Annotated in this window: 20 protein-coding genes and 1 pseudogene; 9 read left to right on the forward strand and 12 right to left on the reverse strand. The window is 54.0% G+C overall.

All coding sequences use genetic code 11. From position 1 onward, the window contains the following. Window positions 1-20: 20 nt before the first annotated feature. The 5 genes from AC27VU_RS03620 (at window position 21) to AC27VU_RS03640 (ending at window position 10,694) form a co-directional block, all read left to right on the forward strand. Window positions 21-3,335: an autotransporter outer membrane beta-barrel domain-containing protein gene (locus AC27VU_RS03620; protein ID WP_488723426.1), complete on the forward strand. Its 3,315-nt coding sequence runs from the start codon at window positions 21-23 to the stop codon at window positions 3,333-3,335. 13 nt (window positions 3,336-3,348) lie between these two features. Next, window positions 3,349-8,889, forward strand: coding sequence for an autotransporter outer membrane beta-barrel domain-containing protein (locus AC27VU_RS03625; protein ID WP_401061863.1), 5,541 nt, complete (start codon window positions 3,349-3,351; stop codon window positions 8,887-8,889). 173 nt (window positions 8,890-9,062) lie between these two features. Beyond that, window positions 9,063-9,476 (forward strand): hypothetical protein, encoded by a 414-nt coding sequence (locus tag AC27VU_RS03630; protein ID WP_401061861.1) that lies wholly within the window; start codon window positions 9,063-9,065, stop codon window positions 9,474-9,476. A gap of 397 nt (window positions 9,477-9,873) precedes the next feature. Continuing rightward, on the forward strand, window positions 9,874-10,182 hold the full coding sequence (locus tag AC27VU_RS03635; RefSeq protein ID WP_488723427.1) for a hypothetical protein: 309 nt from the start codon (window positions 9,874-9,876) through the stop codon (window positions 10,180-10,182). Next, on the forward strand, window positions 10,179-10,694 hold the full coding sequence (locus AC27VU_RS03640) for an alpha/beta hydrolase (RefSeq protein ID WP_488723428.1): 516 nt from the start codon (window positions 10,179-10,181) through the stop codon (window positions 10,692-10,694). The genes AC27VU_RS03635 and AC27VU_RS03640 overlap by 4 nt, the downstream gene beginning before the upstream one ends. Before the next feature lie 135 nt (window positions 10,695-10,829). Here the strand turns inward: AC27VU_RS03640 and AC27VU_RS03645 are convergent, their stop codons facing one another. From AC27VU_RS03645 to AC27VU_RS03655, 3 genes are all read right to left on the reverse strand, one after another. Further along, on the reverse strand, window positions 10,830-11,999 hold the full coding sequence (locus AC27VU_RS03645) for a PAS domain-containing sensor histidine kinase (protein ID WP_488723429.1): 1,170 nt from the start codon (window positions 11,997-11,999) through the stop codon (window positions 10,830-10,832). Beyond that, entirely contained in the window at window positions 11,989-12,804 is an 816-nt protein-coding gene (locus tag AC27VU_RS03650; RefSeq protein ID WP_401061855.1) for an alpha/beta fold hydrolase, read from the reverse strand. The genes AC27VU_RS03645 and AC27VU_RS03650 overlap by 11 nt, the downstream gene beginning before the upstream one ends. Before the next feature lie 554 nt (window positions 12,805-13,358). Further along, complete coding sequence (locus AC27VU_RS03655; RefSeq protein WP_488723430.1) at window positions 13,359-17,366, reverse strand: ATP-binding protein; 4,008 nt, start codon at window positions 17,364-17,366, stop codon at window positions 13,359-13,361. A gap of 518 nt (window positions 17,367-17,884) precedes the next feature. Here AC27VU_RS03655 and AC27VU_RS03660 point away from each other — a divergent pair. From AC27VU_RS03660 to AC27VU_RS03675, 4 genes are all read left to right on the forward strand, one after another. Then, entirely contained in the window at window positions 17,885-18,103 is a 219-nt protein-coding gene (locus tag AC27VU_RS03660; RefSeq protein WP_488723431.1) for a hypothetical protein, read from the forward strand. A 114-nt stretch (window positions 18,104-18,217) separates the two neighbouring features. Further along, a complete protein-coding gene (locus AC27VU_RS03665; protein ID WP_488723432.1) occupies window positions 18,218-19,999 on the forward strand; it encodes an NACHT domain-containing protein in 1,782 nt (593 codons plus the stop codon). 251 nt (window positions 20,000-20,250) lie between these two features. Continuing rightward, window positions 20,251-20,490, forward strand: a complete 240-nt coding sequence (locus AC27VU_RS03670; protein ID WP_401280277.1) for a hypothetical protein — start codon at window positions 20,251-20,253, stop codon at window positions 20,488-20,490. After that, window positions 20,487-20,735: a hypothetical protein gene (locus AC27VU_RS03675; protein ID WP_488723433.1), complete on the forward strand. Its 249-nt coding sequence runs from the start codon at window positions 20,487-20,489 to the stop codon at window positions 20,733-20,735. The genes AC27VU_RS03670 and AC27VU_RS03675 overlap by 4 nt, the downstream gene beginning before the upstream one ends. Before the next feature lie 485 nt (window positions 20,736-21,220). Here AC27VU_RS03675 and AC27VU_RS03680 read toward each other — a convergent pair whose 3' ends face one another. From AC27VU_RS03680 to AC27VU_RS03720, 9 genes and pseudogenes are all read right to left on the reverse strand, one after another. Continuing rightward, complete coding sequence (locus tag AC27VU_RS03680) at window positions 21,221-21,997, reverse strand: hypothetical protein (RefSeq protein WP_003225416.1); 777 nt, start codon at window positions 21,995-21,997, stop codon at window positions 21,221-21,223. A 97-nt stretch (window positions 21,998-22,094) separates the two neighbouring features. Beyond that, window positions 22,095-22,313, reverse strand: coding sequence for a hypothetical protein (locus AC27VU_RS03685; RefSeq protein ID WP_488723434.1), 219 nt, complete (start codon window positions 22,311-22,313; stop codon window positions 22,095-22,097). A 342-nt stretch (window positions 22,314-22,655) separates the two neighbouring features. Next, window positions 22,656-22,817, reverse strand: a complete 162-nt coding sequence (locus tag AC27VU_RS03690) for a hypothetical protein (protein ID WP_003225415.1) — start codon at window positions 22,815-22,817, stop codon at window positions 22,656-22,658. Between the two features lie 278 nt (window positions 22,818-23,095). Then, a complete protein-coding gene (msrA, locus tag AC27VU_RS03695) occupies window positions 23,096-23,602 on the reverse strand; it encodes a peptide-methionine (S)-S-oxide reductase MsrA (RefSeq protein WP_488723435.1) in 507 nt (168 codons plus the stop codon). Between the two features lie 205 nt (window positions 23,603-23,807). Beyond that, entirely contained in the window at window positions 23,808-24,092 is a 285-nt protein-coding gene (locus AC27VU_RS03700) for a hypothetical protein (RefSeq protein ID WP_003225413.1), read from the reverse strand. A 107-nt stretch (window positions 24,093-24,199) separates the two neighbouring features. After that, complete coding sequence (locus AC27VU_RS03705) at window positions 24,200-24,430, reverse strand: hypothetical protein (protein WP_003225412.1); 231 nt, start codon at window positions 24,428-24,430, stop codon at window positions 24,200-24,202. Between the two features lie 122 nt (window positions 24,431-24,552). After that, window positions 24,553-24,783 (reverse strand): hypothetical protein, encoded by a 231-nt coding sequence (locus AC27VU_RS03710; RefSeq protein WP_488723436.1) that lies wholly within the window; start codon window positions 24,781-24,783, stop codon window positions 24,553-24,555. A gap of 70 nt (window positions 24,784-24,853) precedes the next feature. Continuing rightward, on the reverse strand, window positions 24,854-25,921 hold the full coding sequence (locus AC27VU_RS03715) for an ATP-binding cassette domain-containing protein (protein ID WP_488723521.1): 1,068 nt from the start codon (window positions 25,919-25,921) through the stop codon (window positions 24,854-24,856). A 90-nt stretch (window positions 25,922-26,011) separates the two neighbouring features. Continuing rightward, window positions 26,012-26,371, reverse strand: a pseudogene (locus tag AC27VU_RS03720) (ATP-binding cassette domain-containing protein); the annotation flags it as partial. Window positions 26,372-26,399 lie beyond the last annotated feature (28 nt).

Here is a 26,399-nt window from a genome sequence, read left to right on the forward strand (position 1 = left end):
TTTTATATGGGAGATGACGGATGGGGTTACTTAAAAGATCACCTGTCGATCTGGCGATAAGTTGTGCGCTGTTAGTCTTGATGTCGCCTGCAGACGCCGCTGAGTATGACCAAATTGACCTGTCATCCACTTCCGGAAAATCTCTCACACTGGAAGGTGACCATGTCACGCATATCGGTCAAGGGCCCGGCATTAGAGTCAGCGGGTCGAATAACATCTTGAACGGATCCGCTCTAAATATTAAGGCAATCGCAGATACTGACAATGGTGCTGTCAGCGGCGTGCAAGTACTTGCCGGGGGGGCGGCGCAATTGAAGCAGTCGACGATCCTCGCCAGCGGTAATTTAGCCGATGGTTCGAGCTCCAGCGGAAGAGGCTCCCTTTTGCGCTTGCAGGACACCAACATCATTGCTACCGGTGATCGTGGCCGAGGTGTCGTGGTGGAAAAAGGCGCTGTGGCTGAACTCGCTGGAGGAACCCTTAGCTCCAGTGGTAATTCTGGTGACGTGTTATCGGCCAATGGGGCAGGTTCGGTCATCAGGAGCAACGGCTCAACTCTCACGTCCTCGGGCAAAATTGCTTACGCGGTCAGGGCACAAAAAGGTGCAATCGTTGAATTAACCGGCGTATCGGCCGTAACTTTTGGGCAATTCGCACCTGTGTTCGCGATTATCGGCGCCGACACTATCATCGAGTCCGATGGTGTTTCCGCTTTGGCTCAGAATGCCCAAGGGGCAGATATAGAGGGGGGGCGGTTCGTCTTCAGCAATGGCAGTCTGAAAGCCAAAGGCGATGCCATTCTAATAAGGCCCGGCTCGCAAAACGGCGGGGAGGTATCGGTCGATCACTCACACATCGCTTCGCAGACTGGCAATGCGATCGTTCTAGATGCACGCCAAGCTAAGGCGCAGTTGGACGACGTGCAAGTAACAACCGAGGGCAACCGCGGCGCTACGCTCTGGTTACCGGGTACCGACACCCTCGCAGTGATTAAAGACAGCGATCTGCAAACTTGGGGCGCACAGGCGGCAGGAGTTGACAATCGCGCAGGCGCAGTACAAATGGCAGGCGGTAGCGTGATTACCCACGGTAAATCGGCCCACGGGCTGTATGCGTCAACGGACGTTATCGGTGATCCTTCCGAAAAACCTTCAGCTTCCTTCGATGTGCAGAACGTTTTAATCGAGACCTATGGCGCGGGCTCTGTCGGTGCGCTGGCTAGGTATGCGGGAGCGCGCATGGCAATCACCGACAGTCAGGTGCTGACTCACGGGGAGATGGGACATGGGCTATTCGCATCGGGTAAGGGCGCTGAGCTAGAGGTGACTAACAGTACTGTGACCACTCAAGGCGCCTCAGCTTATGGAGTGCACATCAGTAATAACGGCTTCGTCAGTTTAGAGGGGTCGCATGTCAAGACCTTTGCGAATAGGGCGTATGCGCTGGTCAGCCAGGCTGCTGAATCACAGGTGAGCAACCACATACAACTCGTTGATAGCGATGTGCAGTCGTATAAAAGCAGTGCGCTGAGAGTTTCGGGTGGCAGCCTCGGATTATCCATGATTAAAAGCACGCTCAGCGGCAGCAAGGGCAAAGACTCCGGCACTGCGGTATGGGTGACCAATGGTACCGGTGACGTCAAGGCAGGGTACGTGGCCATGGACGCTTACAACTCTTCAATCAACGGAGATATACAACAGGATGCCGGCCAGCTTTACATAGGCTTGCATGACCAATCTTTGCTCGACGGCGCGGTTCGTGACGCAGGCCTCATGACTTCTGCCATATCCATTGATCGCAGCAGCAAATGGACCATTCGGGGTGACTCCAGCATCGCATCGCTCACGAATAACGGTATGGTCGATTTCGGCAGCCCAGTCACAGAAAACTTCAAACATCTCACAATTGGTGGAGATCTCAACGGCGATGGTCATTACGCCGTGAACACCAACTTAAGCGCTCAGCAGGGTGACCGTCTTGAGGTTGGCGGGCAAGTGACGGGTAACAATCAAATTTTGGTAAGAAACAGCGGCACGGAACCATCGGTGAACGCTCAAAGCCTGACATTGGTACAAAGCCAAGGCGGCAGTGGTGGTTTCTTATTGGCGAACCGAAACCAGGTAGTAGATGTTGGCTCCTACCGCTACGTATTGCGCCGTAGCGATAGCGAGGCAAGTGGGAGCCAGAATGTTTCACGCTGGAGTTTGGTCAACGTTTCTCACGTTGAGCCTGACCCGGAGCCTGGAGAGCCAACTGAACCTTCGATTCCGCCGCCTAGTGTATCTACTCCTAAGCCGCCCGTTACTTCGCCTGACCCCTTGGAGCCAGCACTGCCTGGGCCTTTGCTCCCGACGCCGGAGCCGCCTATACCCGAGCCTGCTATTCCAACACCCCCCCCGGTACCAACCGCCCGAAACCTATCCACTGCAGCCAGCGCCGCAATCAACTCAAGTGCCATTGCCACTTTGCGCGGCACTTGGGATGCGGAGCGCAGCACGCTGATCCAGCGTTTGGGTGATGCGCGACAAAATGCAGAGCATGAGGGGGTGTGGATACGCAGTTATGGACAGAAACAGCTATTAGATAACGATGTCGGCCGGCATTTTTCCCAGCATGTTAAAGGCGTTCAGTTCGGCATAGATCGTCGAATTGCCGTCGGTAACGGATCTTTGATTCTGGGCGGGCTATTGGGATACAGCCATACCAACAGGCGTTTCAACGATGAGGGCAGCGGCAAGCTGGAGAGCTATCAGATTGGGAGTTACACCACCTACTTCGATGACGCTGGCTGGTACGCCGATGGTTTGCTCACACTGAATCGCTGGTCAACCCGACTGGACGTCCAAGGTAGCGACGGTGCTCAGATAAAAGGTCATACCCGCAACTATGGTGCCGGTATTGCACTCGAGGTAGGCAAACGATTCACCCTTGATGATGGCTGGTTCGTTGAACCTCAGGTCCAGTTCTCGACGCTTTATGCCTCTGCCGACAGTTACCGATTGAGCAACGGTATGCGCGTGAGCACGAGCGGTGAAATGTCCACTCAGACCCGCGTCGGCAGCCTGTTGGGTCGTGATCTGAAACTAGAAGGGAGCGTAACCCTGCAGCCGTACTTGAAAGCCGGGTGGACGCAAGACCTGAATGCTCGCGACGAAGTTAAGACCAACAGTATTGCAAGTCATCCCGAGGGCAAAGGGGGAGGTTGGTACGGCGGAGCCGGCATCACCGGTTCGGTTGGTAATGGCCACCAAATCTATGCAGATCTGGAGACAAGTCACAGCTCTACTCTCGAGCGTCCCTGGGCACTGAACATCGGTTATCGATTGACTTGGTAATGGAAGTATTAAAATGAACTTTGTTTATTCTCTTGTGTGGAAAACAGCCACCAAGGGGTGGGTGGTCGCGTCTGAATATGCCCGACGACATTGCAACTCCGGAGCCCGCAAGCTGGTGCGCTACGCTACCCGTATTATGGGTTGCTTTTCTTCGCTATCGCTGGGCTTTGTCGTGTGTTGCCAGGCGCGAGGAGGAGACGGCTTCCCTTTCGTTGTGACCGGCCCGCTTACAGAAAGCCACGTCACACACGACTATCCGAACGCAGCTGCTGTCTATGTCAATTCGGGAGGAATTTATACAGGCTATAGCGTGTTGATCAACTCATATGCGCGAGAGGGGGGGCTTGAGGGAGGTATTCAGGGCGCGCTTTATGTAGCTGACGGTGGGATCGTAAATCTAGATGAGTTCAGCGCAGTTTCGATCGAGCCTGCCACGCCTCCTGATTTGTGTTGTGCATTTGGCATGGTGGTCAGGGGCACCGGCGAAGTGAATAGTTCAGCCAAAGTTAGCGGAGTGACGGGTGGGGCAGCCGTTTTTGGGGGCGGGCGGCTTAATCTTAACGGCGGCACCTATACCGGACTTTTTGGCATTGCAGCTAGCGGCGAAGGCAGTATCGTCGAGGGCTCAACCTATGCCGCTGGGACCGAAGCGGGCGCCGGCGTGCTCGCGGAGCGGGGCGCTAGTATTACGCTGGATAGCGGCAGCAAAGTTGAAAACGGTATGGTTGCAAGAGATCCTGGCAGCACCATCACCGCTCGATCGGTTGCCACCACCGGAGAAATCAGGGCAGTGAACGGCGCAGCAATTGTGCTCGATGGGGGTACGGTGGACGCTGAAGGATGGGGTGTTGCTGCCGTAACTGCACGAGGCGTAGTCCCCAGTCACATCACCACCTCTGCCGACATCACAGTTACGGGTTTCGGCAACGCGACAGCCTTGAAAGCCACTGAGGGAGGCGTGATCGATCTGGTCGGCGGTACAGTTGTCGGGGCCGGTCAGGCGCTGCTCGCCACTGGTCCTAGCTCCGTTATCCGCATGTCGGAGGCTGTGGTCCAACAAAGTGAGATCCAGGGCTCACGCGCTGTCAGCGCATTGGACGGCGCGTCAGTCGAACTCGCCAGCGGCCAGATTATCGCACCGTACTGGAACAATATTGCCCTGGAAGCGAACGGCGGCAATTCTGTGATCCGAAACACCGCCGCGACCATTACCGGCTCCAATGCAACTGGCGCTCGCGCTTCGAATGGCGGCACTTATCTTTTAGCATCGGGCGGAACCATGTTCGGAAGCGATACGGCCTTGGAGGCGATGGGCACTGGAAGCTCGATCGTCAGCTCCGGAAATGTCAGCGCCGTTAAAACGGTCGCACGCGCCACAGACGGTGGGCTGGTTATATTTGACGGCGGAGACCTTACGACCACTGGTGCAACAGACTCGGCGATCGTTGCTGACAATCAGGGTGAGGTGAAGGTGACCAATTCAGAGGTGCTGGCCGGTGCGAGACTCAGTGGCAACGGCATTGAAGCTCGAGAGGGTGGCAAAGTTTCACTCACGGGAGGCACGCTAACTCTTTCCGGCAACGGCAGTTCAGCGCTCATTATTCAAGGCCAGGACTCAAAACTGACCAGCAATGCGCCGTTGTTCCTGAATTCCACGGCAGCGGAAGGTTCTGCCATCACACTCGTCGACCATTCCGGTCAAACTTTCAGTGAGCTACACGCCACGATGGATGGTCCGGATGCCAGCGTCATTCGATCTGCCGGTGGTCTCAATTCGCTTGCCTTGACTGATAGCGATATGCAAAGCACCCGTGGGGTAGCAATCCTCGGCGTCGCCCATTCTGCTCCGGCCGGTTTGGATTTGACGCTCTCGAAAAGCCTTCTATCAGGCGTCTCGCTGATCAGGGATAACGGCCAATCTATAAATCTGACCGCGAACGATGCCTCTGCATTGATTGGCAATACTTCCGCAGATCATTCGACCGTGAACTTGAATGGCGGATCGGTATGGGCACTGGAAACAGGCCGTTCAACGCTTGGTAGTCTGGGGGTCAGCGGCAGCGAACTCAGGTTTGCCGACGGTGCAGAGCTCACTGTTGCGGATAACGTTCGCCTCAGTGCGGGCGCCACTATGATGGGCATTATTGAGGGCACCGCCATGCTTTCGGCTCCTGAATTGATCAATGCAGGCCATCTGGTGAAAGAGGGGGGCGGTACGCTGACGCTTTCGAGCGGGATCAGTCGCGCTGGTTCTATTATGGTGTCGGATGGCACCTTGAAAATAGGTAACGGTGAAGCAGTGGGCAAGGTTGAGCTTGGCTATGTCGATAATGATTCGATGCTGGTGTTCGATCGCCCCGATACCGTCCGAGTAAATACCATTGCCGGAGCGGGTGCCGTCCGTCAAACGGGGCTCGGGACAACAATCTTGAGCGGAGACAGTCGTTATCAAGGACCGACCCTAGTTGATGCGGGAGTACTGCAGTTGGGCGATGGCGGGGCTAGCGGCAGTGTATCCGGTGACGTGATTGTCAGCACTGGTGGCGTCTTGGCCGTGCGGCGGAGTAACGATGTCGTGCTGAGTAATTCATTGAGTGGCGCAGGGCTGATCACCATTGACACTGATAGTCATGCGTTTGATTTGGCAGCGTCCACTGGGAAGGCTTTCGAAGGTGTGTTAGTCGTGGGGCGTAGTACCTTCAACCTGGGAGGTTTTAACGCGCTGTCACTTGGCAACGCAACACTGAGAGCTGACACCGGCAGCCTCATAACTGTCGCCGACGGCGAGCAAAATATCAAAGGTTTGGAGATTAAAGGGGGGAAACTTGCATTCAACGCAACCGTTCCCGCTCAGATGACTGCTGAAAGTCTTGTTACTACCCAGAGCTTAAACACGAGAGAGGGAGGGGCTATTCAGGTTAAGTTACCGACGCCATTTACCCCCACGCCTCCTGGTTTAGGCAATACAGTTGACCTGTTGAGCCAGGATGATGCTGGCGTGGGTACTCGTCTTGTGAATGCAGAGCAAGTTTTCGGTAGCGCAGGTGCATTGACGCTTGTCGATCAAAACGACCGGGTAATTAGTGCTGCGCAGCATATTGATATTGCGCAGAATGATCAAATCGTTGCCAAGGGCACTTACGACTATCGACTCACCACGGCACCGGGCGATGGGTTATACGTCAATTACGGACTTTCACGTCTTGATTTGCAATTGAACCAGACTCTTGCTCTGGCACAACGCGACTCAGCGACCGGTGCCGCCGCAGACCTATCAGCGCAACTAAGCGGCAACGGAAATATTGAAGTCAATGCTGGTGTCGGCCATTTATCTTTATCTAACGCACACAATGATTATTTGGGAACGACAACCGTTTCTTCAGGGACTTTGCTGCTAGAAGCTGATAACGCTCTGGGACGGACCCGCGCGTTACAAGTCTCCAGCAATAGCGCAGTGGACCTAAACGGTATGGTCGCCACAATTGGCCGACTCGAGGGGCAGCGCGGCTCAAGCATAGACATCAACGATGGTTCATTGACGATCCGAGAAGGTGGCCTGTCGGAAGGGAGCCTTATGGGGCAGGGGCAGATCTATCTGCGTGACGGGAATCTGCTCATCGACGGGGCTAACGAAGCATTGAGTGCCGACACGACTATTGCCTCCAATGCCGCGGCCTACCTTGATGACGCGTCAGGTTTGGGGAATGGTGAGATTAACAACCACGGCACGCTCGTCTTGGATGACGCTGGAGGTGTGTTGCGCAATGCTCTCAGCGGCGCAGGTACGGTCAGCTTGACAAACGAGAGTGATGTGACGATCAGGGGTAATAATCAGGCGTTCTCAGGACTTTACGACGTGAGAGAGAGCGCAAGGCTTTGGGTCGCTGATGCCGCCGATCTTGGTCGTGCGGCGGTGGACAATGACGGGCTTGTGACAATCGATGCAAATCACGACTGGACGATGGTCAGCCGCCGGTCGGGCTACGGTAATTGGCTCAAGCTTGGTGATGGCACGCTGACTTTGACAGGTTCTAGTGCATCTACCGGCACCACTAACGTCGAAGCAGGCACATTGCGTGCTGGAGCGGAAGATACTTTTGGCGCAGCCGCCTCCTATGTGGTGGCGCCTTACGCGAGGTTGGACACGGCGGGCTGGAGTCAAACTCTGCGCTCGCTGGAAAACAACGGAATTGTCGCTTTGCTCGGTGGCGGCGCAGGCTCGACTTTGAAGGTTACGGGCGCTTACACCAGTCACAACGGCATCCTTCAATTGGGCACTTCATTGGGGGCCGATGGCAGCGCTACAGATCGATTGCTTTTGAGCGGCCCTGATGCGACGGTGACCGGTCATACGTTCATACAGGTCACCAATCGGGGGGGACTAGGTGCGCAGACCACTGGCGACGGAATTAATATCATCGCGGCAGAGAATGGCGCTGTGACCACCGCGCAGACCTCCAAGGATGGGTTTTCGCTTGTGGGCGGTCATGTTGACGCAGGTGCGTTTGAGTATCGTCTCTACGCCGGAGACGCGAAGGGCGAGGGCGAAAACTGGTATCTGCGCACTACCTCCGGTGAGGTGCTTCAGCATGCAAACTACCGGGCAGAAGTACCGCTGTACAGCGCACTCCCAAACCTGCTGCGTCAAAGCGATATGACTATGTTGTCAACGTTGCACGCCCGAAGGGGCGACACAGATGGGGCGCGCTTGTCGAACGGTCCAGAGGCCTGGTTGCGAACGCTAGGCTCAAACTCGCGGATACGTCAGGGTGGAGCTTCCAAAACTGACAGTGACGTTGGCTTCTCAGGGATACAAGTTGGAGTGGATCTTTTCGCTCACGATGATTGGACGACCGGCTTTTATGTGGGTTATTTGCACAGTCGTGCTCGTGTGAACGGCCGCTATGGCCTTGCCAGCGCAGATCGTAGATTCGCAGGCGATCTCAAGTTCGATACTCTGGCTATTGCGGGCTATGCGAACTATGCGAATGCGCGGCATCAGTATGCCGATATCGTATTTCAGTCCAGTCATCAAAACATTACTGCCCAAACTCCTTCAGGCACTAATGATGAAGAACGTCGCGGCAACAGCGTCACTGGATCTGTGGAAATTGGGCAGCGGTTCGCTTTGAGCCAGGAGATGTGGGTGGAACCACAGGCGCAAATCCTAGTGGGCCATAATAATCTCGCTAATACCTCGATACCGGGAGCTTCTATTCAGCAGGATATGGCCACCAATGTGACGGGGCGTTTGGGGGTGAGGTTCGGAGGGGAGACGGACACGCCGCTTGGCCGGCTGACCCCTTATACACGGGTCAATGTGTGGCATGATTTTGGTGGTACCGACACGACGCGCTTCGTGACCCCAGGCACTAGTACCCGTTTTTCCGAGAGTACCGACTACAGCTCGACAGAACTCTCCTTTGGGTCGACGTTGCATCTCAATGACCGTACCCGGGTCCACGCCGAAGTAGGCAAGACGTTCCATAATGGAGGAGGCTCTCAGATCGACTCAAGGCTGCAAGGTACCATTGGGGTTAGCTTCGAGTTCTGAGGTAAGACTTTCATTCAGGAGGGGCAAATATTCAATCTTAGCCTTCACTCCGTACCAAATTGTAAGGTTTTTGCATGCCCCTCCTGCTAGTTAAATGCACTTTCAGATTTGTCTGATTGATAGCCGGCAAAGTTGGCCGTTAAGCTATCACCTTAGTATTTTAAGGTCTTCAGATGAGATCTCGTCTAATTTCAGGCAGAGCAATCAGGGCAGTTGTCGCTGAACAAAACTTTGAGCAAAGGTGTTCTGTCGAGAATTCGCTGATTGCATTGGGCTGTTTTCGTACAGCTACTGTTAGCGATTTTGATGAGCTGGTTTCAATTACTCATTACTCACCTGACTTGTTTGAGCGTTTTGATTTGTTAATAGCTAATGCACGAATATTTCGTGATGTTAAAGTTCAATGGGCGCAGTTTTGTTTGAGTAGTTCTCGTTTGAAACATGTGTTGATTTACGATGAGTACAAATCCTCAAATGAGCTTGAGGTCCTATCTGAACGGTCAGCCTACTATGTGTGGAGAGTAAAAAAAGCAGATTCCACCGTGCTCGAAAATCTTATCCCTCTGATTGATACGGCTAATAGTTAGTTTCGCGTATTATCTATTAGATGTTTCAAGTGTAGGGCTGGCGGCGGATCCGTGCGGGTGGAGTAACCTGGTGATCGAAATACTGAACAGCTTTAGGGGAAAATATTTTTCAAGTTGGTATGGCCGGGCATTTATTTTGTGGTTATGTTGATTGGCGCTCGGCAGTATAGAATGTGAGTTAGTAGTTGTTGGTGTGCTTGAAAAAGTGCTGAAGGGTAAATATTAATGACTTTTAAGATTGTTTTTTTGTTAAGTGTGAGCATGTGGTTATGATTTTTTTGATTCTTACTTGTTCTACTGAGGTGTAATTGCTTTTGCAGCAGCTGTTTGAGCGACGCGCAGTGCTGCCATGTACGCCATTTTATGTAGCTGTTCGCTAAGCCATCCAGGAGAAAATATGACAACGCTTTATCACGGCATGGATAGAAAAGCTCTCGACGCCGCATACAATAACACCCAAGCAATATCTGATTTTCCCGATGTGCTGAGGAAATTTCAATCGCGTAGCACCCGACTATACGAAAGGAGACCATGCAGGCGCGACCTTCGCTATGGCGAGGGCTCGCGGCAGCGATTCGACTGGTTCCCCTGCGGCTACGCGGAAGCTCCCACTTTCATCTTCATTCACGGAGGGTACTGGCAGAACTGCGCCAAAGAAGATTTTGCATTTATAGCGGAAGGAGCACTCGCAAAGGCTTTAATGTGATATTGGCCGAATACACTCTTGCACCTGAAGCATCTATCACACATATCGTTGGGGAAATAGGACGTCTACTTGATTGTCTTACAATGGACGTCGAAGGGCTTGGAATTGCTGGTGGTAAAGTTTGTCTCAGCGGTCACTCGGCCGGGGGGCATCTGACTGCAGTACATCGCTCGCATCCACTTGTCGCAAATGCGCTCGCAATAAGCGCGCTGGTCGATCTTGAGCCAATTAGCCTCTGTTGGCTCAATGACAAATTGCAACTGACCAGTGCGGAGGTCGAAATTTATAGCCCAATACGCCATATAAGTCGGGGGGCTCCAATGATTGTTGCGGTTGGCGCTGCGGAACTACCCGAGTTGTTACGCCAGTCAGACGCATACTCGGCAGCGTGTGAAGCTGCAGGAGAAAGAGTCGAGAGTGTGTATGTTCCTGACTGTACACATTTCTCGGTGCTTGAGGATCTTGCTCGCCCCGACGGGATTTTAATGACGGCGCTCGAGCGGTTAGCCTAAGGGCTACATTTCAGTACCTCCTACAGCAGTAAAGTCATTAAGTTTTCCGGCCCCACACTCTGTCTTTCGTCCCGGGCGGAAAACGATCGATTAATGTAACGTCGATACAAGAGAAATTGAGGCGGATGCGGTGTATCAAACCATCGGAAATTTCGCGGTGAAGGTGGTGCCACTCTCTCGTGTTGAATTCACCGATACGACACCGTTATGCGCCCTGACGATCTCTCGAACGATAAAGAGTCCAAGCCCCACGCTTCGCGAGTCGGTGCCGGTCATTTCTCCCCGAATCATGGGCTCAAACAAAACGCCCATCAACGACTTGGGAATGGCTGGCCCCAGGTTTTGTACCGATACAATGGCGTTATCCTGCTCGATGCGTGAAGTGATCGTGATCGGCTGTTGTAAATCACCATACACCACGCTGTTAGCCACCAGATTACCAATGATTTGCTGCACGCGGTCTGCATCCAGAAAAGCACTGCCGGTCCCCACAGTCCGATGCACCAACGTGGCTTGGGGGAACGTCATGCGCAATTCATCGACGCTGGCGCCAACGAAGGCATGTAAATCCACGGTCGAAGGGCCGATAGTAATGCCTTGCCCAACTCTGGCTAATGCCAAGTCTAGCAGGTCGCCAATCATGCGTTCAGCACGGTCTGCCGACAGGCTGATGTGGCCGAGCATCTTGTTATCTCGAGTGGGACGTTCCTCTCGGGCAAGGATGCCAGAGGCCATTTTGATAGCCGTCAGCGGGTTTTTCAGATCGTGGCTGACGATGGCGACCATTTGTTCGGCAAACGCGGCGCGAACCTGGGCCTTTTCGTAGGCGTTTTTTAGCTCCTCCTGAGCCAGTCTGAGAGCTGTTTCGGCGGCGGTTTTTTCGCGCAGCAGGTCTTCGGCGATTTTTCGTGCGTTGAGCAGCTCACGCTCATACTTATCGCGATCTTTGGTGCGAAACAGCGCTAACTCATAAAACGCACCGCTGGCGTGCTTGCGTCGGACGCCATTAAGCAACATGGTCACAATGTGTTTGTCATGGTGGACCAGGTCGAGCTTTACCTCAGCGACGGAGCCTTGCATCTGCATCAGCGGCGACCAATGAGTTTGGTGGAAAATGCGTCCGCCCATCGTCAGTAGGTCCTGAAAACGCCGCCCGATGATCTCCTGGGCGTCCAAGCCGATTGAATGGCTGAACGTCTTATTGCTGCGAAGAATCGTGCCGTCTTCCTTCGTTACCACCAATCCGCATGGGGCTTCATCAAACAGCGCGTGAGCATCTGGCAGCAATGGCTGGTCAGTCGACATATTCGCCCATCCAGGGTAACAAAAAGTTTTCCATGGCCTCAGAGCATGCACTGGGCGAACTCATGTGGGGGCAATGGCCGACGTTAGCCACCAGGCAGAGCGTGCTAGAGGTCATCACAGACTGTAGGTATTCACCAACGGCGACGGGAGCGATCAGGTCGTCTGTGGATTGCAGGATCAGCGTGGGTGTAGCCAGCCCGATGATGTCTTGGCGGTTGTCGGACATGAACGTCACTCGCGCAAATTGCTTGGCGATATCGGGCTCGGTGCGGCAAAAGCTATTGGTCAGATCTTCGCTCAGTGCCGGTTGCCCAGGTGTGCCCATGATCACTGGAGCCATGGTGCTAGACCAGCCAAGGTAGTTGCTGTCGAGTGTGTCGAGCAGTGAGTAAATGTCCTCCAGCTTGAAACCACCGACATAGTCGTCGGTGTCGATGTAGCAGGGTGAGGGACCGATCATTATATGGGCAGAAATGCTTCCGGGCGCCTGGCGGTCAGCCAACGCACCGATCATGCTGCTGACAGAGTGGCCTACGACGATCACGGGCCCGCGAGTGTAATAGTCGATGATTTCATTGAGGTCACGTGCGTACCCGGCCAGTGAGTTGTACTTTTCCCGATCATAGGCTTCAAGATCCGACTCACCGGCGCCGACGAGGTCGTACAGAAGGACTGTAAATCGATCGGCGAAACCTTCGGCAAGATAACGCCACATGGTCTGATCGCAGCCGAAACCATGGGAAAAGATCAACGTTGAAGGACCATCGCCCAATAGTTTTACGTTGTTGCGATGTTGAAGGTTCATGCGTGTAGCCCCGGTCGAGCCAAAGGTTTTGGTGTCTGAGGCAGTGTAGATAGTCAAGGGTATAGCGTCACGCGGTATAGGTTTATGGCTCCTTGATGACGTCGAACTTGTCTCGGACAAACATTTTGATTCTCGCGCCAGTTGAGTACGAATTTCCGCTTTGGCCGAAAGCTGCCTATGAAGACAGACACACCCCCGTGAGTATCGAAGTCGAATTAACTAAATTTTAGGGGGACGCACTTGTTTCGAAGGGGTAGGGTTGCGGAAATGACTGAAAAGATGCGGAAACGATATGGACATCAAGGAGTAAAAAAGCTCGATCCCCAGAAACGACAAAGCCCTGAATAATCAGGGCTTTGTCGTACATAAGATGGCGGAGGCGATGGGATTCGAACTCATGGACCTGTTACAGTCGACGGTTTTCAAGTCCTTCAATAATGCGCTTAATTTCAATGAGTTATGGGTCGCAGTGTTCCGCTTTGATTGCGTGCAATGTTCCTCAGCACGGCCGCTAGCAGCCAGAAGCGGACAGTCATCGCGTGGCGGTAACAGTTCTAGTGGTTTACCAGCTTGGCTCTGATGACTCCGTGGACACGCCACATCCGCTGCAGCTGTAAACAGTCAAGAGTGCTGTGCTTCCCTTCCGAACAACGCACTGCCAATGAGTCTCCGAACGTACCCACGTTCTCGAAAATACGTAGGCCAGTACCCTGGATGGAGGACCCGACCCTTTTCAGATAGGAGAATTGCTCGCCGTGTTTCTCGGCCACGAGCGCTACGACGTCACCCTTCATCGAGTCCAGAAGTGATTCAACGGATAGCTCAACAGACTCCAGCAAAACAAGATCGCCGTTCCTGACGACTGGGTAGCCGCTGTCCTCGATGATGCGCGCGGCGAGTAGCTGCTTATCCAGTATCGAACAGGCATCGATGCAGCGAGCTTCCTGATCTCCTTCTCGCGATGCGGTGCCGTAAAAAATTCCCACTATAGGAAGTATCCGAACTTTATTTCTTGGTAACGTCATCGCAGGCGCCACACGCTCTGTACCGGACTGATCGCACGCCAAAGTCAGTTTAGAAGGATCTCTGTGGTCGGAGTGAAGTCGACGGGCAAACACGGTACTCCCATAAAGAGCAATAACAGGGTCACCGTTTTTGGCTTCTTCGCTAAGCGAAACGACTACCGTTTGGCCCGGCAACGCCAGTGCTCCTAGGCTGGAGCCTCGAATGGCATAAAGGGCAATCTCACCCAAGTCGGAGAGAGAGATCGTTGTGATTTCACCCTCTACAGCAATCGCATCCGAATGTGTGCGAGCGCTGAAGTCGCCGAGAACTCGAATCTGACTCTTGTTGAGAGAGATCGGTGCGGGAGCAGGGGGCGAAGCCGCAAAAAAGAAGTCTTCGTCCTCTCGGGTGAGTCGCCCCATGAACCGGGCATATGACGCACTGCAGCTGCGGATTAATCGGTCGACTTCATCAAACGCGCCGCTCACTTCTCCGGCATCAAAAGGAGTGACATTGCGCAGATTATGATGAGCGTTATTGATGATTGAATAGAACGTTGAGCTTGGCCGCAGTGATTTGCAACTCAGCAGACGTTCGAACGGTACTTCATTAAAGGGCTGCTCACCGCCGTTGCGAGCACTACTGATGTTGGCGAGCAGGTCCGCGAGAGTCGGCTTGTAGATGAGGATAGGATCTGAAGCCAGCAAATCCCACAACCGGTTCTCAATATGAAGGCGTACTCGCTCGACGAACTCCTGCGCCTTGGCAACGTCCGATTCGTCTTCAAGCCATGCAGTGCGCCGCTCCAACACCTCCTCGACGGCTGGGGTGAACGCAGCCGTATACCGAGAGGAAGAGATGGGGCTGATTTGCAACATCGTCCAGGATGGAGAAGCCACAGAAGTTTTTGGCAATCGGCTCTTTACGGCCGCGATAAACCGGTTGTCATTCGAGGTGATGATCGGAGCCATGCCAGCCTCGACGAGCTTTGGTATCGCGGCAGCTAGGTTCTCGGTATTGATTGGGTCGAAATAGGTCTGCGGATCGTCCAACTGAAGCACCTCAAGCACCCCGGCACGATCACGAATACGCTCCCATAGACTGAAGACAAACGCCCAGACGCAAGCGCGAAGATGCGAGGAGTTCATCACCTCATGAGCGTGCACTCGAACAGATCCGAGGCCAGCGTACAGCCCTACACCTTGGGCCCTAGCTGGATCCAGACCGATATAGGCCGGCCCTCCGACGTAGTGCGGTCTGTAAATGACCTTCAACCACGCCGTCGTCCTTTCATCTAGTACCGTTATCAGGCCCTCTACCTGGTGATGAACGAGTCCAGGTAGTCGTGCGAACTCCTTGATCGCGGCGGCGGCTCGACGTACCAATCGGTGTCGCTTGCGAGCTTTCACCCAGCTTTGCCGAATAACTTCGATCTCATTCATCTGGCGCAGAAGCGCAATGATGGGGTCGGCGGATGTAACGGCTTGCTGCAGTGCAATCACTTGGTGCCTTAACGGGCACATGGCCATTTCAAGCTGGTCGTCAGAGGCCTTTACTCGGCTGAACGAGCCGCTACCAAAATAGCGCTGTGTGAGCAGCTTGATCTGATCCTCACTGAGCTGTCGATGAAGCGCGAGCAATAGCGCGGCCTGCAGATTGGCAAACCTGTTAGCAAGAGAGGTCGATCGAAGTTCTTGCGGTAACTCTATTGTCTGGGACTCGGGCAACGCGGGTAGAGGATGCGCCTGCACTGAAAGGTTCCAAACCTTCTCGGCATTTCGCTTCAGCGAGCGCAACTGGGTGCTAAAGGCCGGATCCTTAAACAGCTCACTTAGGTACGCATCTCGATAGATCTCCAACAACGTTGCACGGGATCTAACGTCAACGAACGGGCGAAGCGAATTAGGAAGCGCCTCCAGAAGCTCGCTTGCCGCGGCTTGCTGCCAGTCCTGAAGTGTCTTCGTGGCGTCCGTATGCGCGAGCGCGCTCGCTTCCAGAGCATCGAGCACCGCCTTGTCCAGCAATGCATCGGGAGGTACTTGGGTAAGATCTGAACCGCATACCGGGCAATCGCTGAGCGGCTCTTCAGGGTGATGACGGCGGTGCCACTGGGAAACTATGGCGTACAGCTGCCATCGTGCGGTTTCCTCCTTTTTCTTCTGTCGTGCAACCTGCTCAAGTGCTCTTTCCCTAAGTTCTTCGAGCTTCGCGATCACAATGGCTCTATCGGCGTCTTGGATTTCGCCTAGCCGTTTGAGTGTTTCGACAGATGGCAGAGATCCAAGTGCCACAGTCGCGAGACGCTCCTTCGCCGTCGCGAGGGTATTTACGAAGGCCTCCACTTGCTCCTTCGTTTCCAACCGGACCGCGCTCGCGAGAATCTCATCTATATCATTCTGTCCTTGCTGGCGAAGTTCCTCTAGGTGATTTATCGACGATTCGATTGTCGCTTTACAGCTTTTTTCTTCACTTTCCTGATCGGGGGACATGAGGTCGGGCACATCACCAAGCGCCTCCGTCTGCATTGTCCATGCTTCACACAATGTGCGTTTGCTCGTCAAAAATCGCAGAAGCGCGGCACTCTCATCCTCTTTGGCCTTGTCGTTTTCTTCACCCGTTAAGCGCTTGGCCAGTCGTTCGGAGCGTTTGCCAAGATCTTGCAATGGTCTCAGTCCAGTCAACTGAGCAATCGCATCAGCAAACGTGGTTTTCTCGTCAAAGCGCATGGTGGTCGCGATCGCGGGCATTAAAGTACCCGCTTCAATTGCCCATTGAGGGAGGCCGAGCTGTTCGATGCCGCTCACTGGGGTGGTGACAGTTCCTCTTGCACCTAGCTTGAGCTCTCGTCGCACCACGACCTCTTGCCCGGAGTGCTCCCTTAGGGTCAGCTCAACCCAGGTATCAACTGCAGGCTTATCCTGCAGAGCTGTTAACTCTTCGGCAGAAGGAATTGGGACTATGGGGGGCAGAACAATGGAGTTCGCGACCCCATCCGGGGCAGGATTCTCCTCGTCCGACGCCTGCATCAGTTCAACGGTTATCGGCTGATGCACGAACGACGGTTTGTGCTGGGAGCGATGTGCCTGACCGGTCAGACACCACATGATCGCGCTTTGAAAGGCCGTCTTTCCGGCGCCATTGAATCCCCATACGCAGGTGACATCACGGTCGAGGACCAGCGAAACAGGGTCCGGTGCCTGACCATCAGCACCGCAATGTCGGTGTAAGCCCGCAAACCTATGGGCTCTGATCTGCGTGATGCGCCACCGAGGACGCTTGAGCGCGGAGGCTACGACCTGTTCTTTAGGCACGGCAGCCTTAGGCGTTTCCAGTGCTTGGAGCAACAGGTCTATCTCGGTGCTGGAGAGTTGTTTTTGTTTGTCCCATAGTTCTCGCTTAGACGCGTAGAAGCGGAATGCTATTTGGGCGTCTTCAGTGCCGAAAAGAAAGCTCCCCGAGTCCTCAGGCAGCGTAATGGATCGACCCAACGACAGCGCCTCGACAATTTCTTCGAGAGTGCTGGATTCCAGCTCGAGGGGCGAGGGCTTCTCTGCCATGCTTTTTCCTCCTAGGGAGGGTTGGGGAGCTATTGAACGGCGCCCACCTCTGTCACGGTTCTGGAACCTGACAACATAGTTTGTTGCGTCTGGGCAGGGTACTGATTACCCCTAGGTTGATGACAACATAGCCTGTCCAATGGAAGCTGCCAGAATTACACCCGATTAAACACACAACCATCGCCTGCTACTGGCCGTTAACGGTCGATTGCGGACGTCTGCTTATGGCCGAAAGCTGCCAGTGGGAAGTTATCGTGATGAATATTTATGCTCGCAGGTGTTCTGGAGTTCGAATCTCTCCTTCACCGCCACATTCAGTAAACGCAAACCCCTGATTTTCCTAGAGAAAGTCGGGGGTTTGTGGTTTTTGGCATCTGAAAAAAAGCCATATGGGACTGAGATGGGACTGGAGTACTCTTTTGATGAGGAAAAGGCGCCTGAAAAATTAGTGACCAAGCCAAGGAGACCCGGCGACATCAGCTAGGCTTTCCAAACTCCTTCACTCCAGGACCGATCTCATGTCAGATAACTCTGAATCCAACATTGCCACGGCGGATGCGCTCACGTTGCTTCTACACAATCAGCATGCGATCAGTGCGGCGATAGATGAGGTCACTAAGTGGCTTACAGAGAATGGCGTCGAGGACGTTGCCCTCAGCGCTGTCATGGCTATGGAGACCTTGGACACCAACGCACAAGCGCTAACGGATGCGATCATGCGACTACGGCAGTCTTAAAGAGAAGCAACTGGCTTCGTAAATGCAAATGACTAGCGACCATGTATTTCCTATTAAATAACTCTGTCACTGCTCTCACTTCGGGAGTGGATTTCAATTACAAGGACGCAAATTGTGGCTATAGAAATTACTGCAGCAGCATTAGCCAAGGCGCTGACGCCCACAATCACGACGATAGTTAAAGAACTAGGTGTGGCTTTTAGAAAGCAGAAAATGAAGTGGGATGCGACAATCTCAATAAATAATCTGACGGAAATTATCCTAAATATCAATACAGTAAAAACTATGTGGTCGCGTGATAAGGGGGTATTGATTGGTGACTTTTATTATCCTCCGCGAATAATTCAAAAAAATAATCGAAATGCATGTTCGGTGATAGGGAGTGTAATTAACGGCAAGTCCGTTATTGAAGGGATTGTTGGTCAGGGAAAGTCTATCCTGATGCGCAATCTTTGTAATGAGATTGTAAGTAGTGGCAGGATACCAATATTTATTGAACTGCGCATGGTTTCTAGTGATCGCCCTCTTATTGATCTGATTCTCGACTTTATCGATGCTGCTGGAATAAAAGGCGGTAGAGATGTGTTCGACTTTTTAGCCACAGAGGGCAAGACAAGTTTAGTGCTTGATGGGTTTGATGAGATCCCAGAAAGCATGGTCACTTCGACAATATATGCCATTCAAAATTTTCAGAAAAAATACGGTTGCCTATCTTTAATTATATCGTCGCGGCCGCACCATGCCGTGCAACGACTTTCTGGATTTAGAAGTTTTGAAATAGATGAGTTTGAAGAAGACGACTATCAGCCTTTTTTACGAAAGCTGATTGAAGATATAATTCTAAGGGAAAACATATATCAATCTATAATAGATGCTCCCGGCAATATTCGCGGTGTTATTACAACTCCGCTTATGTTAACTTTGCTGTGTCTTGTATACGAAATGGAGAGTCATATACCGGCGACTCTCCCGGAATTTTTTAATAGCTTGTTTTCAGCGGTTTTTACCAGACATGATAGGTTTAAGCCGGGTTTTCAAAGAGAGCGATATAGTGGGCTATCTGAGTCGAAACTTCATCGTCTATTTGATGCCTTTTGTTTCATGACAATGCAATTGCGCCTTGGGCGAACGATGAAGGAAATTGAGTTTCATCATGTATTTAATGAGGCTATGGAGTACGTAGGGGGGGTGACATGTGAAGTGGAAGGCTTTCGAAAAGATATTGTGAACGTCGCGTGTCTGATGCTTGAAGATGGCTATGAGCAAATTAGCTTTCTTCATAAGAGTATACTCGAATACCATGCTGCCTCATTCGTAAGAAATTCATCAGCCGAACTGGCTTGTGATTTTTATGATATAGCAGCTGAGGATCTGAACTCTTGGGAGGATGTATTAGCCTTCCTAAAGTATATGGACGAATTTCGATACGGCCAACACTACGTCTTAAAGTATTATCCGGCAGAGCTTGAGGAGATTTCTCTGGCTGTATCAAGTCAGAATGAAGAAGATCATCTTCGTTATTTAGAGAAAAAGCTTCCAAGTTTTTTCATTGAGACGTCCGGAACTACCATTAGTGCATTTGTAGTTATGCACGCGGAAACAATGTTTCCTTTCTATCATCTCCTCACTGATCTCATGCATGAAGTTGCAGAGGCGGCAATGGCGAATGCTTCGGATCGCGATATATACAGTTCAATAAGAGCAACGAAAACATCGAGGGGGGGAGTTTTGGGGGTGAACCTCAAGGCGATGTTTGATTATCTTAATCCGAAGGGCGTTGTATCGGTGCTCATTCAAGTTCAAGAGGATATTAAGGCTGAACTCGCAAAGTTTGATGCCATAGTTGGTGCTGAGCGAAAAAAACTAAACATACTTCGACCAGAAAAAAAATCGTAATCTCTCCGTCGAAGTTGCAGAGATTCACGTACTTCCGCCCTATGTTCAATCGGCCCCCCACACCTCGCCTAGGTGTGGGGGCCTTTTTGTGGGGGCACGGAACCCACTCCCCCCCGGGGCCGGTCTACCTTTCCCCTGCCGTCTGGTTAGGCGCAACAACAATTATTGATACGAACAGCGAGGCAATCTGTCGAATATTTACCGGCGTCCGAAGAGCCGGTCACTATTAACGGTTGGAAATGGAATTAAGCATGAATGACGCATCATCCCCGCTGAACTCGCCAGCCGCGATTCGCGCCCAGGCGTCTGCGTTGCTGGCCACCATCGAAGGCGCGAGCAACCTGGGCGAACTGCTGCGCGCCACTGGCGGTGCCAAAGGGTTTGTCTTGGGCCTCGAGACCGTCTACCCGCTGACCGCGATCGACGTCCAAAACCTCTACGTCATGGTGGAGGCAGTCGCCCAGCGGCGCCACGCGAAGCTGGGCGGGTGACGGGCGAAGGTATTCACGAAGAGGTGTTGCGCGCCCTGGTCGAACAATACGCGGTGCGCGAATGCCTGGTGGTCAGGATCAACGGCGGCCCCGACTGGGGCCTGTCGATTCGCCTGGGCTGCAGCGGCGCACGCTGGGTGCCGGTGCGCTCGCGACGTGAGTCACTGCGCACCTGGGCCAGCTTGACCGCGGTGGGGCGTTTTGCCGAAGGCGTGGGCCTCAGCGGATTCAATGTAGAGCTGTAACCGGTGACAGCTTCAAGGCCATTTCTACAGACCTACATCCGGCTGCCTTTGCTTGAAATACGGGCTTCCGGCGGCCCGAATTCTTTCCGCAATTTGTTTTGAGGTCCTGGTTTCACTACCCTAAAACGAACAGAGAATTTGTGTGATGCGGAAAAATAATCACCATAAGATTATGATTTATAAGGAAAAAATAATGGACTTAAAATCCCCCGCTCGTAAGGGCGTGCCGGTTCGATTCCGGCTTCGGGCACCATCTAAAATCAAGGGTTTGCGAGCGAAAGCTGATGCAAACCCTTGTTTGTTTCCGGTCCGCAATTTTGAACTTGATCAGCCATTTACCTTGCGGGCATGACCTTTTTGCCCTTGCGATTCAGCTGCTTCAACTCATTTGCCCTCAGGCCATGTCAAATCTCCTGCACAGACTTCCGCGCCATGATTTGATCAAGATGGCATTTAGAGCGGGTTCAGCCAGCGCACGACGTTCTTCAGGCTGCGGGTTTGACACGGAAGGCCAAGTAAACCGGCCCGAATGGGAAGGTACTGACTTCCAACTCGTCTAGAGGGGCGAGCGTACGGGTGCGGGTTCCGGCGTTGCTGTAGATCATGTGGCTGTTCGACACTGCAATGTTGATCTTTCCGGCGGCAGCCTGGATTAGTGTCGCCTTGAACCCCTCAATTACATCGTCACCAATCGTCAGCGTGACGTCTGTGTCGCTAATGACCAGGATCGACTTACCTGAATCCGCCATGGTCAGTGGCCTGCTGCCGGTGATCGAGACATTGGTGTGAACGTGGCCGCCGGCGTGGTAGCTGACCATCCTCGGGTCGGCGAAGACGCGTGCGAAGGAGCCGACATAATTCACACTGGCGCGCATGTCATCGAATTGCTCGACCACATAGGTGCCGATGCTGCCCGAGACTTCGCCATTGGGGTCCAGAACCCACTTTCGCCCTACCATCAGCCCGATCTGGGTGTTGGCGCGTACTCCCGCGCGCATTTCTTCGAGAAAAAGTTGACTGATCTGACCGCCACCGTTGCCCTGAACATAGGTAAATCGTGCAATGGAGTGGCTGTCTCCAGTCGGGCTGCCTTGGGTGGTATCGACTCGATAGTCGACAAAGTCTGCCGATACAGTGGTGGTCGTTGTGTTGGTGTTAGGCGCCCAGGTGAAATCCAAGGCTCTTCCGGTTTTCACCTGCTCCAGCGAGGTGGTGGTCTGTGTGGTAGTAGTCGAGCCTGACTGCTTCAAATCATCGTTCATGATGCTCATCCTTAAGTGAAGTGCGGTAAGCCTGCTACTGAGCGGGGTTTTCATTCATCTGACAGGGGCAGGTGGAAGATTCGGACTGCGCCGGGGACTAAATGCGCAGGCTGTACCAAGCCAGGCAGACGGTCTCCAGTTCTTCTGTAAGACATGTCAATTCGTCGTGAGTGATCATTCCGGATATTTGTAGTGCCTGGTTAAAGCTGATCGAACTGCTCTTCAGCGCAAGAAGCTGAATTTCATCTCGGGCCTCTCTGAGATACCCGAAGTTTGAGCGTGCCATTGCCATGACGGTAATTGCTTCAGTGGGCATAGCCTATTCGATCAATCATTAAAAATGAGAGGTTGCCAGCTATGGTCGCTGTTTAGCCATCAACCAATTGGCAGGGTGTCAATAGAGCGCGACACGATGCTTCGCGTCCAGGATGTTGCAATGCGTCTGCTGGAGCTACATTTCGACGATGTCGAGACCAGCATTGATCATGCCCGTTGCGGACTCGACTGCTGAAGAGATTCTCCAGCAGGTGGATGGGAGGGTACTTAACCAGGTCGAGGTGGTTACGTGAGCAAGGCCGCTTCACCCTCTTGAAAAATATTGTGCTGATTGGCAGGAAACAAAAAGCCCGGACGTATCCGGGCCTGTCAGAGGAATCACTCAGCGCGAATTTACTTCTTCCTGAGTCCGGGCAGACGCTCTTTCCCTACGCCGGCGAACCCAGCTGAAGAAAGCGTGAACCGGGTGTAAAAACGCTGCAAGCACGCACAGCAGCATGATGATGAAAATGGCGATCAGCGGGAGGCTTTCGTGCGAGAACATGGTGGGGTACTCCTGTAGGCACTATGTTGGAACCCGCAGGCTAGACGCATTGAGCCATGCTTGCGATGAACGTATGTTCATCCTCGGGCGCTTGAACTGTGCTAAGGAAGGACTCGCCAAAATGATCGATTCTGGAGGTGCGCAAACAGTCGTCGCGCAATCATCCAACGATCTTTTTTCAACGCAGTTAGGTTTCGTAACGCGGTAAACCGGCGACGTTCGGCGCCGGCCTTGGTTAAGGCCAACGCCGTGCGTGGAATGATTAAGCAGGTGTCTTGTCAACTGCGCTTGGGCAGTTTCCAGTTCGGGCGGATGAAGTGGCAGGTGTAGCCATTCGGTATCCGCTCCAGGTAGTCCTGATGCTCCGGTTCCGCTTCCCAGAACGGTCCGGCAGGTTCGATTTCGGTGACCACTCGGCCCGGCCAAAGACCAGAAGCGTCGACGTCGGCGGCGGTGTCCTCGGCGATGTCGCGTTGCTCGTCGCTGAGGTAATAAATCGCCGAACGATAGCTAGGGCCGAGATCGTTGCCTTGGCGGTTAGGCGTGCTGGGGTCGTGGATCTGGAAGAAGAACTCGAGGATCTGCCGGTAGCTGATCACGGCCGGGTCGAAGATGATTTCGATGGCCTCGGCGTGGTTGCCGTGGTTGCGGTAGGTGGCATTCGGCACCTCGCCGCCGGTGTATCCGACGCGGGTTTTCAGCACGCCAGGATAACGCCGCAGCAGGTCCTGCATGCCCCAGAAGCAGCCGCCGGCGAGAATCGCGGTTTCGGTTTGTCCGGTCATGATCTTTTTTGCCTCTCGGTGACTGTAGATACGGTTCTGGTTATGCGGGCGTGTTGGCTATTTGCAAGCCTGATTCAGGGTTACGGACTGCTGGATCCGGTGTTTTCAACAAAAAGCCCTGACGATAAGGCCAGGGCATTGATGGTTCGAGCTGAATTCGGACAGTTCACATCGAGTGATGTACTAAAGACACCACATCAAGCGGTTATACAAACGCTTGCCCGAAAAAGCCCCGTGGCAGGCGCTGCGGCCCGGCCAGCGCGGTCAGTCGTTCGATCCACTCCGTACGCCAGTTCGACGCACCGTGATCAGCCTTGGTGTGGCGCGCTGCGCGCCGTGCTGCATTGCGCTGGGTTTTGCGCGCTTCCTTGTAGGCATCGGTGTTGCGGCAGCTGCGGCATTTGACGCGATTGAGTTCCAGGCTCGAGGCAAGGTTGTTGCCCTTGTGACCACAAGCCAGATGTCCGTCTGTTTTGAAATGGATAACCATGAACAGTCTCCTGGGTGACGTGTACAGGTTATGACCCCTCACGGCAGCAGGCGTTCGCTGTATCGGCCAAGCGGTAGGCCAGGAGACTGTCGTTTATCGCTGTGCAATCATCTGAAGCGAGGCAACGGCCGTTCGACGGGTTCTAGCGAAGACAGAGTGCGGCGGATCAGCGGCGTGTCTTTTTCGATGTCGTTAAGGCGATCACGGATGCGCAGGGCGGTCGGGTGCCCGCCTTGATGATCGACCCAGTCGGCGATTTCCTTGCAGGCCGCGGCAAGGCGCGCCTGACGGGAGTCGAGCAGGGTGAGGAGGGTGGTGATGGACTCTTTTTCGGACATGGAACACCTCCGTTCAGACAAACCGTTGAGAGGCAGCAAAAAGCTCGCGGGTTGCGAGCTGTCTGCCGTTGGGGCGCTGGTCCGTCAGCTGCCTTGAGTATAGACCCCGCCTGTCAATTGCATCAGCCGGCTGTTTGGCGCGCCAGCATTGGCGAGCTGGCCGCATTGAGCCGTCGGCATTCGTGTCGGGCCTCATCCTCAAGGTCGTAGCCATCACCGATGAAGCCGCCGGTGCGGGTATCGTTGATCCGAAACCAGCTGCTGGCCTCGGCGGGTTCATGCTGGCTATCCCCGGCGCGCCGGCCGTGAATGATGATCTTGTTGCAGCGCTTCACGACAAATATGTCTTCCATGGCGTCACCACAGCAAATGGGTGTCAGATCAACTATAGAAGCCGTGGCTGATCGTGCAAAAAATAGACAGTCAGTTCGTCGGTTGCAGCCGCCATCCCTCGCGGTACCCATCCAGGCGATGCGTCGGTTTCAAGGCTTGCAGAAAGTCAGGATCGTGGGAAACCGCGACAATTGCACCGGGAAACGTCTTCAATGCCTGTTCGAAAGCTTGCACCGACGCCAGATCCAGATGATTGCTCGGCTCGTCGAGCAACAACAGTTGCGCGGGCGTCTTACCCCACAAGGCCACCGCCAGTGCGGCTTTCAGGCGTTCGCCACCGCTCAGTGAAGCGCTCGGTCGGGTCACCCGTTGCGCGTCCAGTTGCAGATGAGCCAAATGCCCGCGCAATGCACTTTCACTCAACGGACTCTGCAGCGCGAGCAGTTGCTCGATGACGCTGAGACCGTCGTCCAGCAACTTCAGATGCTGGTCCAGATAAGCCACGGGAACATGGGTGACGCATTCGCCGCTGGCGGGATGCAGTTGGCCCGCGAGCAACCTGAGCAACGTCGATTTGCCGCAGCCGTTCGGACCATTGACGGCGACGCGCACAGGACCACTCAGCGTGAGATTGAACGGTTGCGTCGGTAGCCATGGCACACACGCATCAATCAGCGTACAGACCCTACGCGCGGCAGGCACTGAACTGCCGGGCAGGTTCATCAGCACCACATCGTCCGGGAGCACGTTGGCGTAGGCATCACGCACCTGCGCGTTGAGCTCCGATTTGCGCTGCTGATGACCATGTCGCACCTGGCCCATGATCTGCCTCGCGGCACCTTTGAGGCCTGCGCGCTCGAAACCCGAGACATTGGCGGTTCTGGCGTTGCGCAGTGAGCGGGCAGCATGGCGCTGGATGGTGTCGTGTTCGTTTTGCAAGCGCTGCTGCTCGCGCCGACGCTCGGTTCTGCTTTGATCCAACGTCGCTTGCGCCGCCGCCTGATGGATCTGTCGCTGCTGCTGATAAGTGGAAAAATTGCCGCCGTACACCGTGGCACCCCGCGGCGTCAGCTCGACGATACGCTGCATGCGCTCAAGCAATTGGCGGTCGTGGCTGATGACGATCAATCCGCCGCGCCATTGCTCCAGCCTGTTCATCAGCCAGTCGCGGCCGGGGCCGTCGAGATGGTTGGTCGGCTCATCCAGCACCAACAGGCGCGGCGGATTCAGAAATGCCCCGATCAACGCCAATCGCGCTTGCTGGCCGCCGCTCAGCGGTTGGGTCAAATCCGTGGGGGCGACGTCCGGCAGACCGGCGTCATCCAGCCATTGGCGCAGGCGTTCGGGCAGATCCCAGCGTTCGCCGAGGATGTCGAAATCTTCCGGCGACGCCTCGCCGCACTGCAACCGTTGCAATGCACGAAGGGCGGCAGCGGTGCCCGTGGCGTCGGCCACGGTCTGTCCCGCGTCGGCGGTGAATGTTTGCGCCACATAGGTCAGGGGAACCGAGCAAGTCACGCTGCCGGCAGTCGGTTGCAAGTGTCCGGCAATCAGCTTGGCCAGCACGCTTTTACCGACGCCGTTGCGCCCGACGATTGCGGTGTGGGTGTGATCGAATTGCAGATTCAGGTCGTTG

This window comes from Pseudomonas sp. 14P5.3.2 (genome assembly GCF_057799175.1).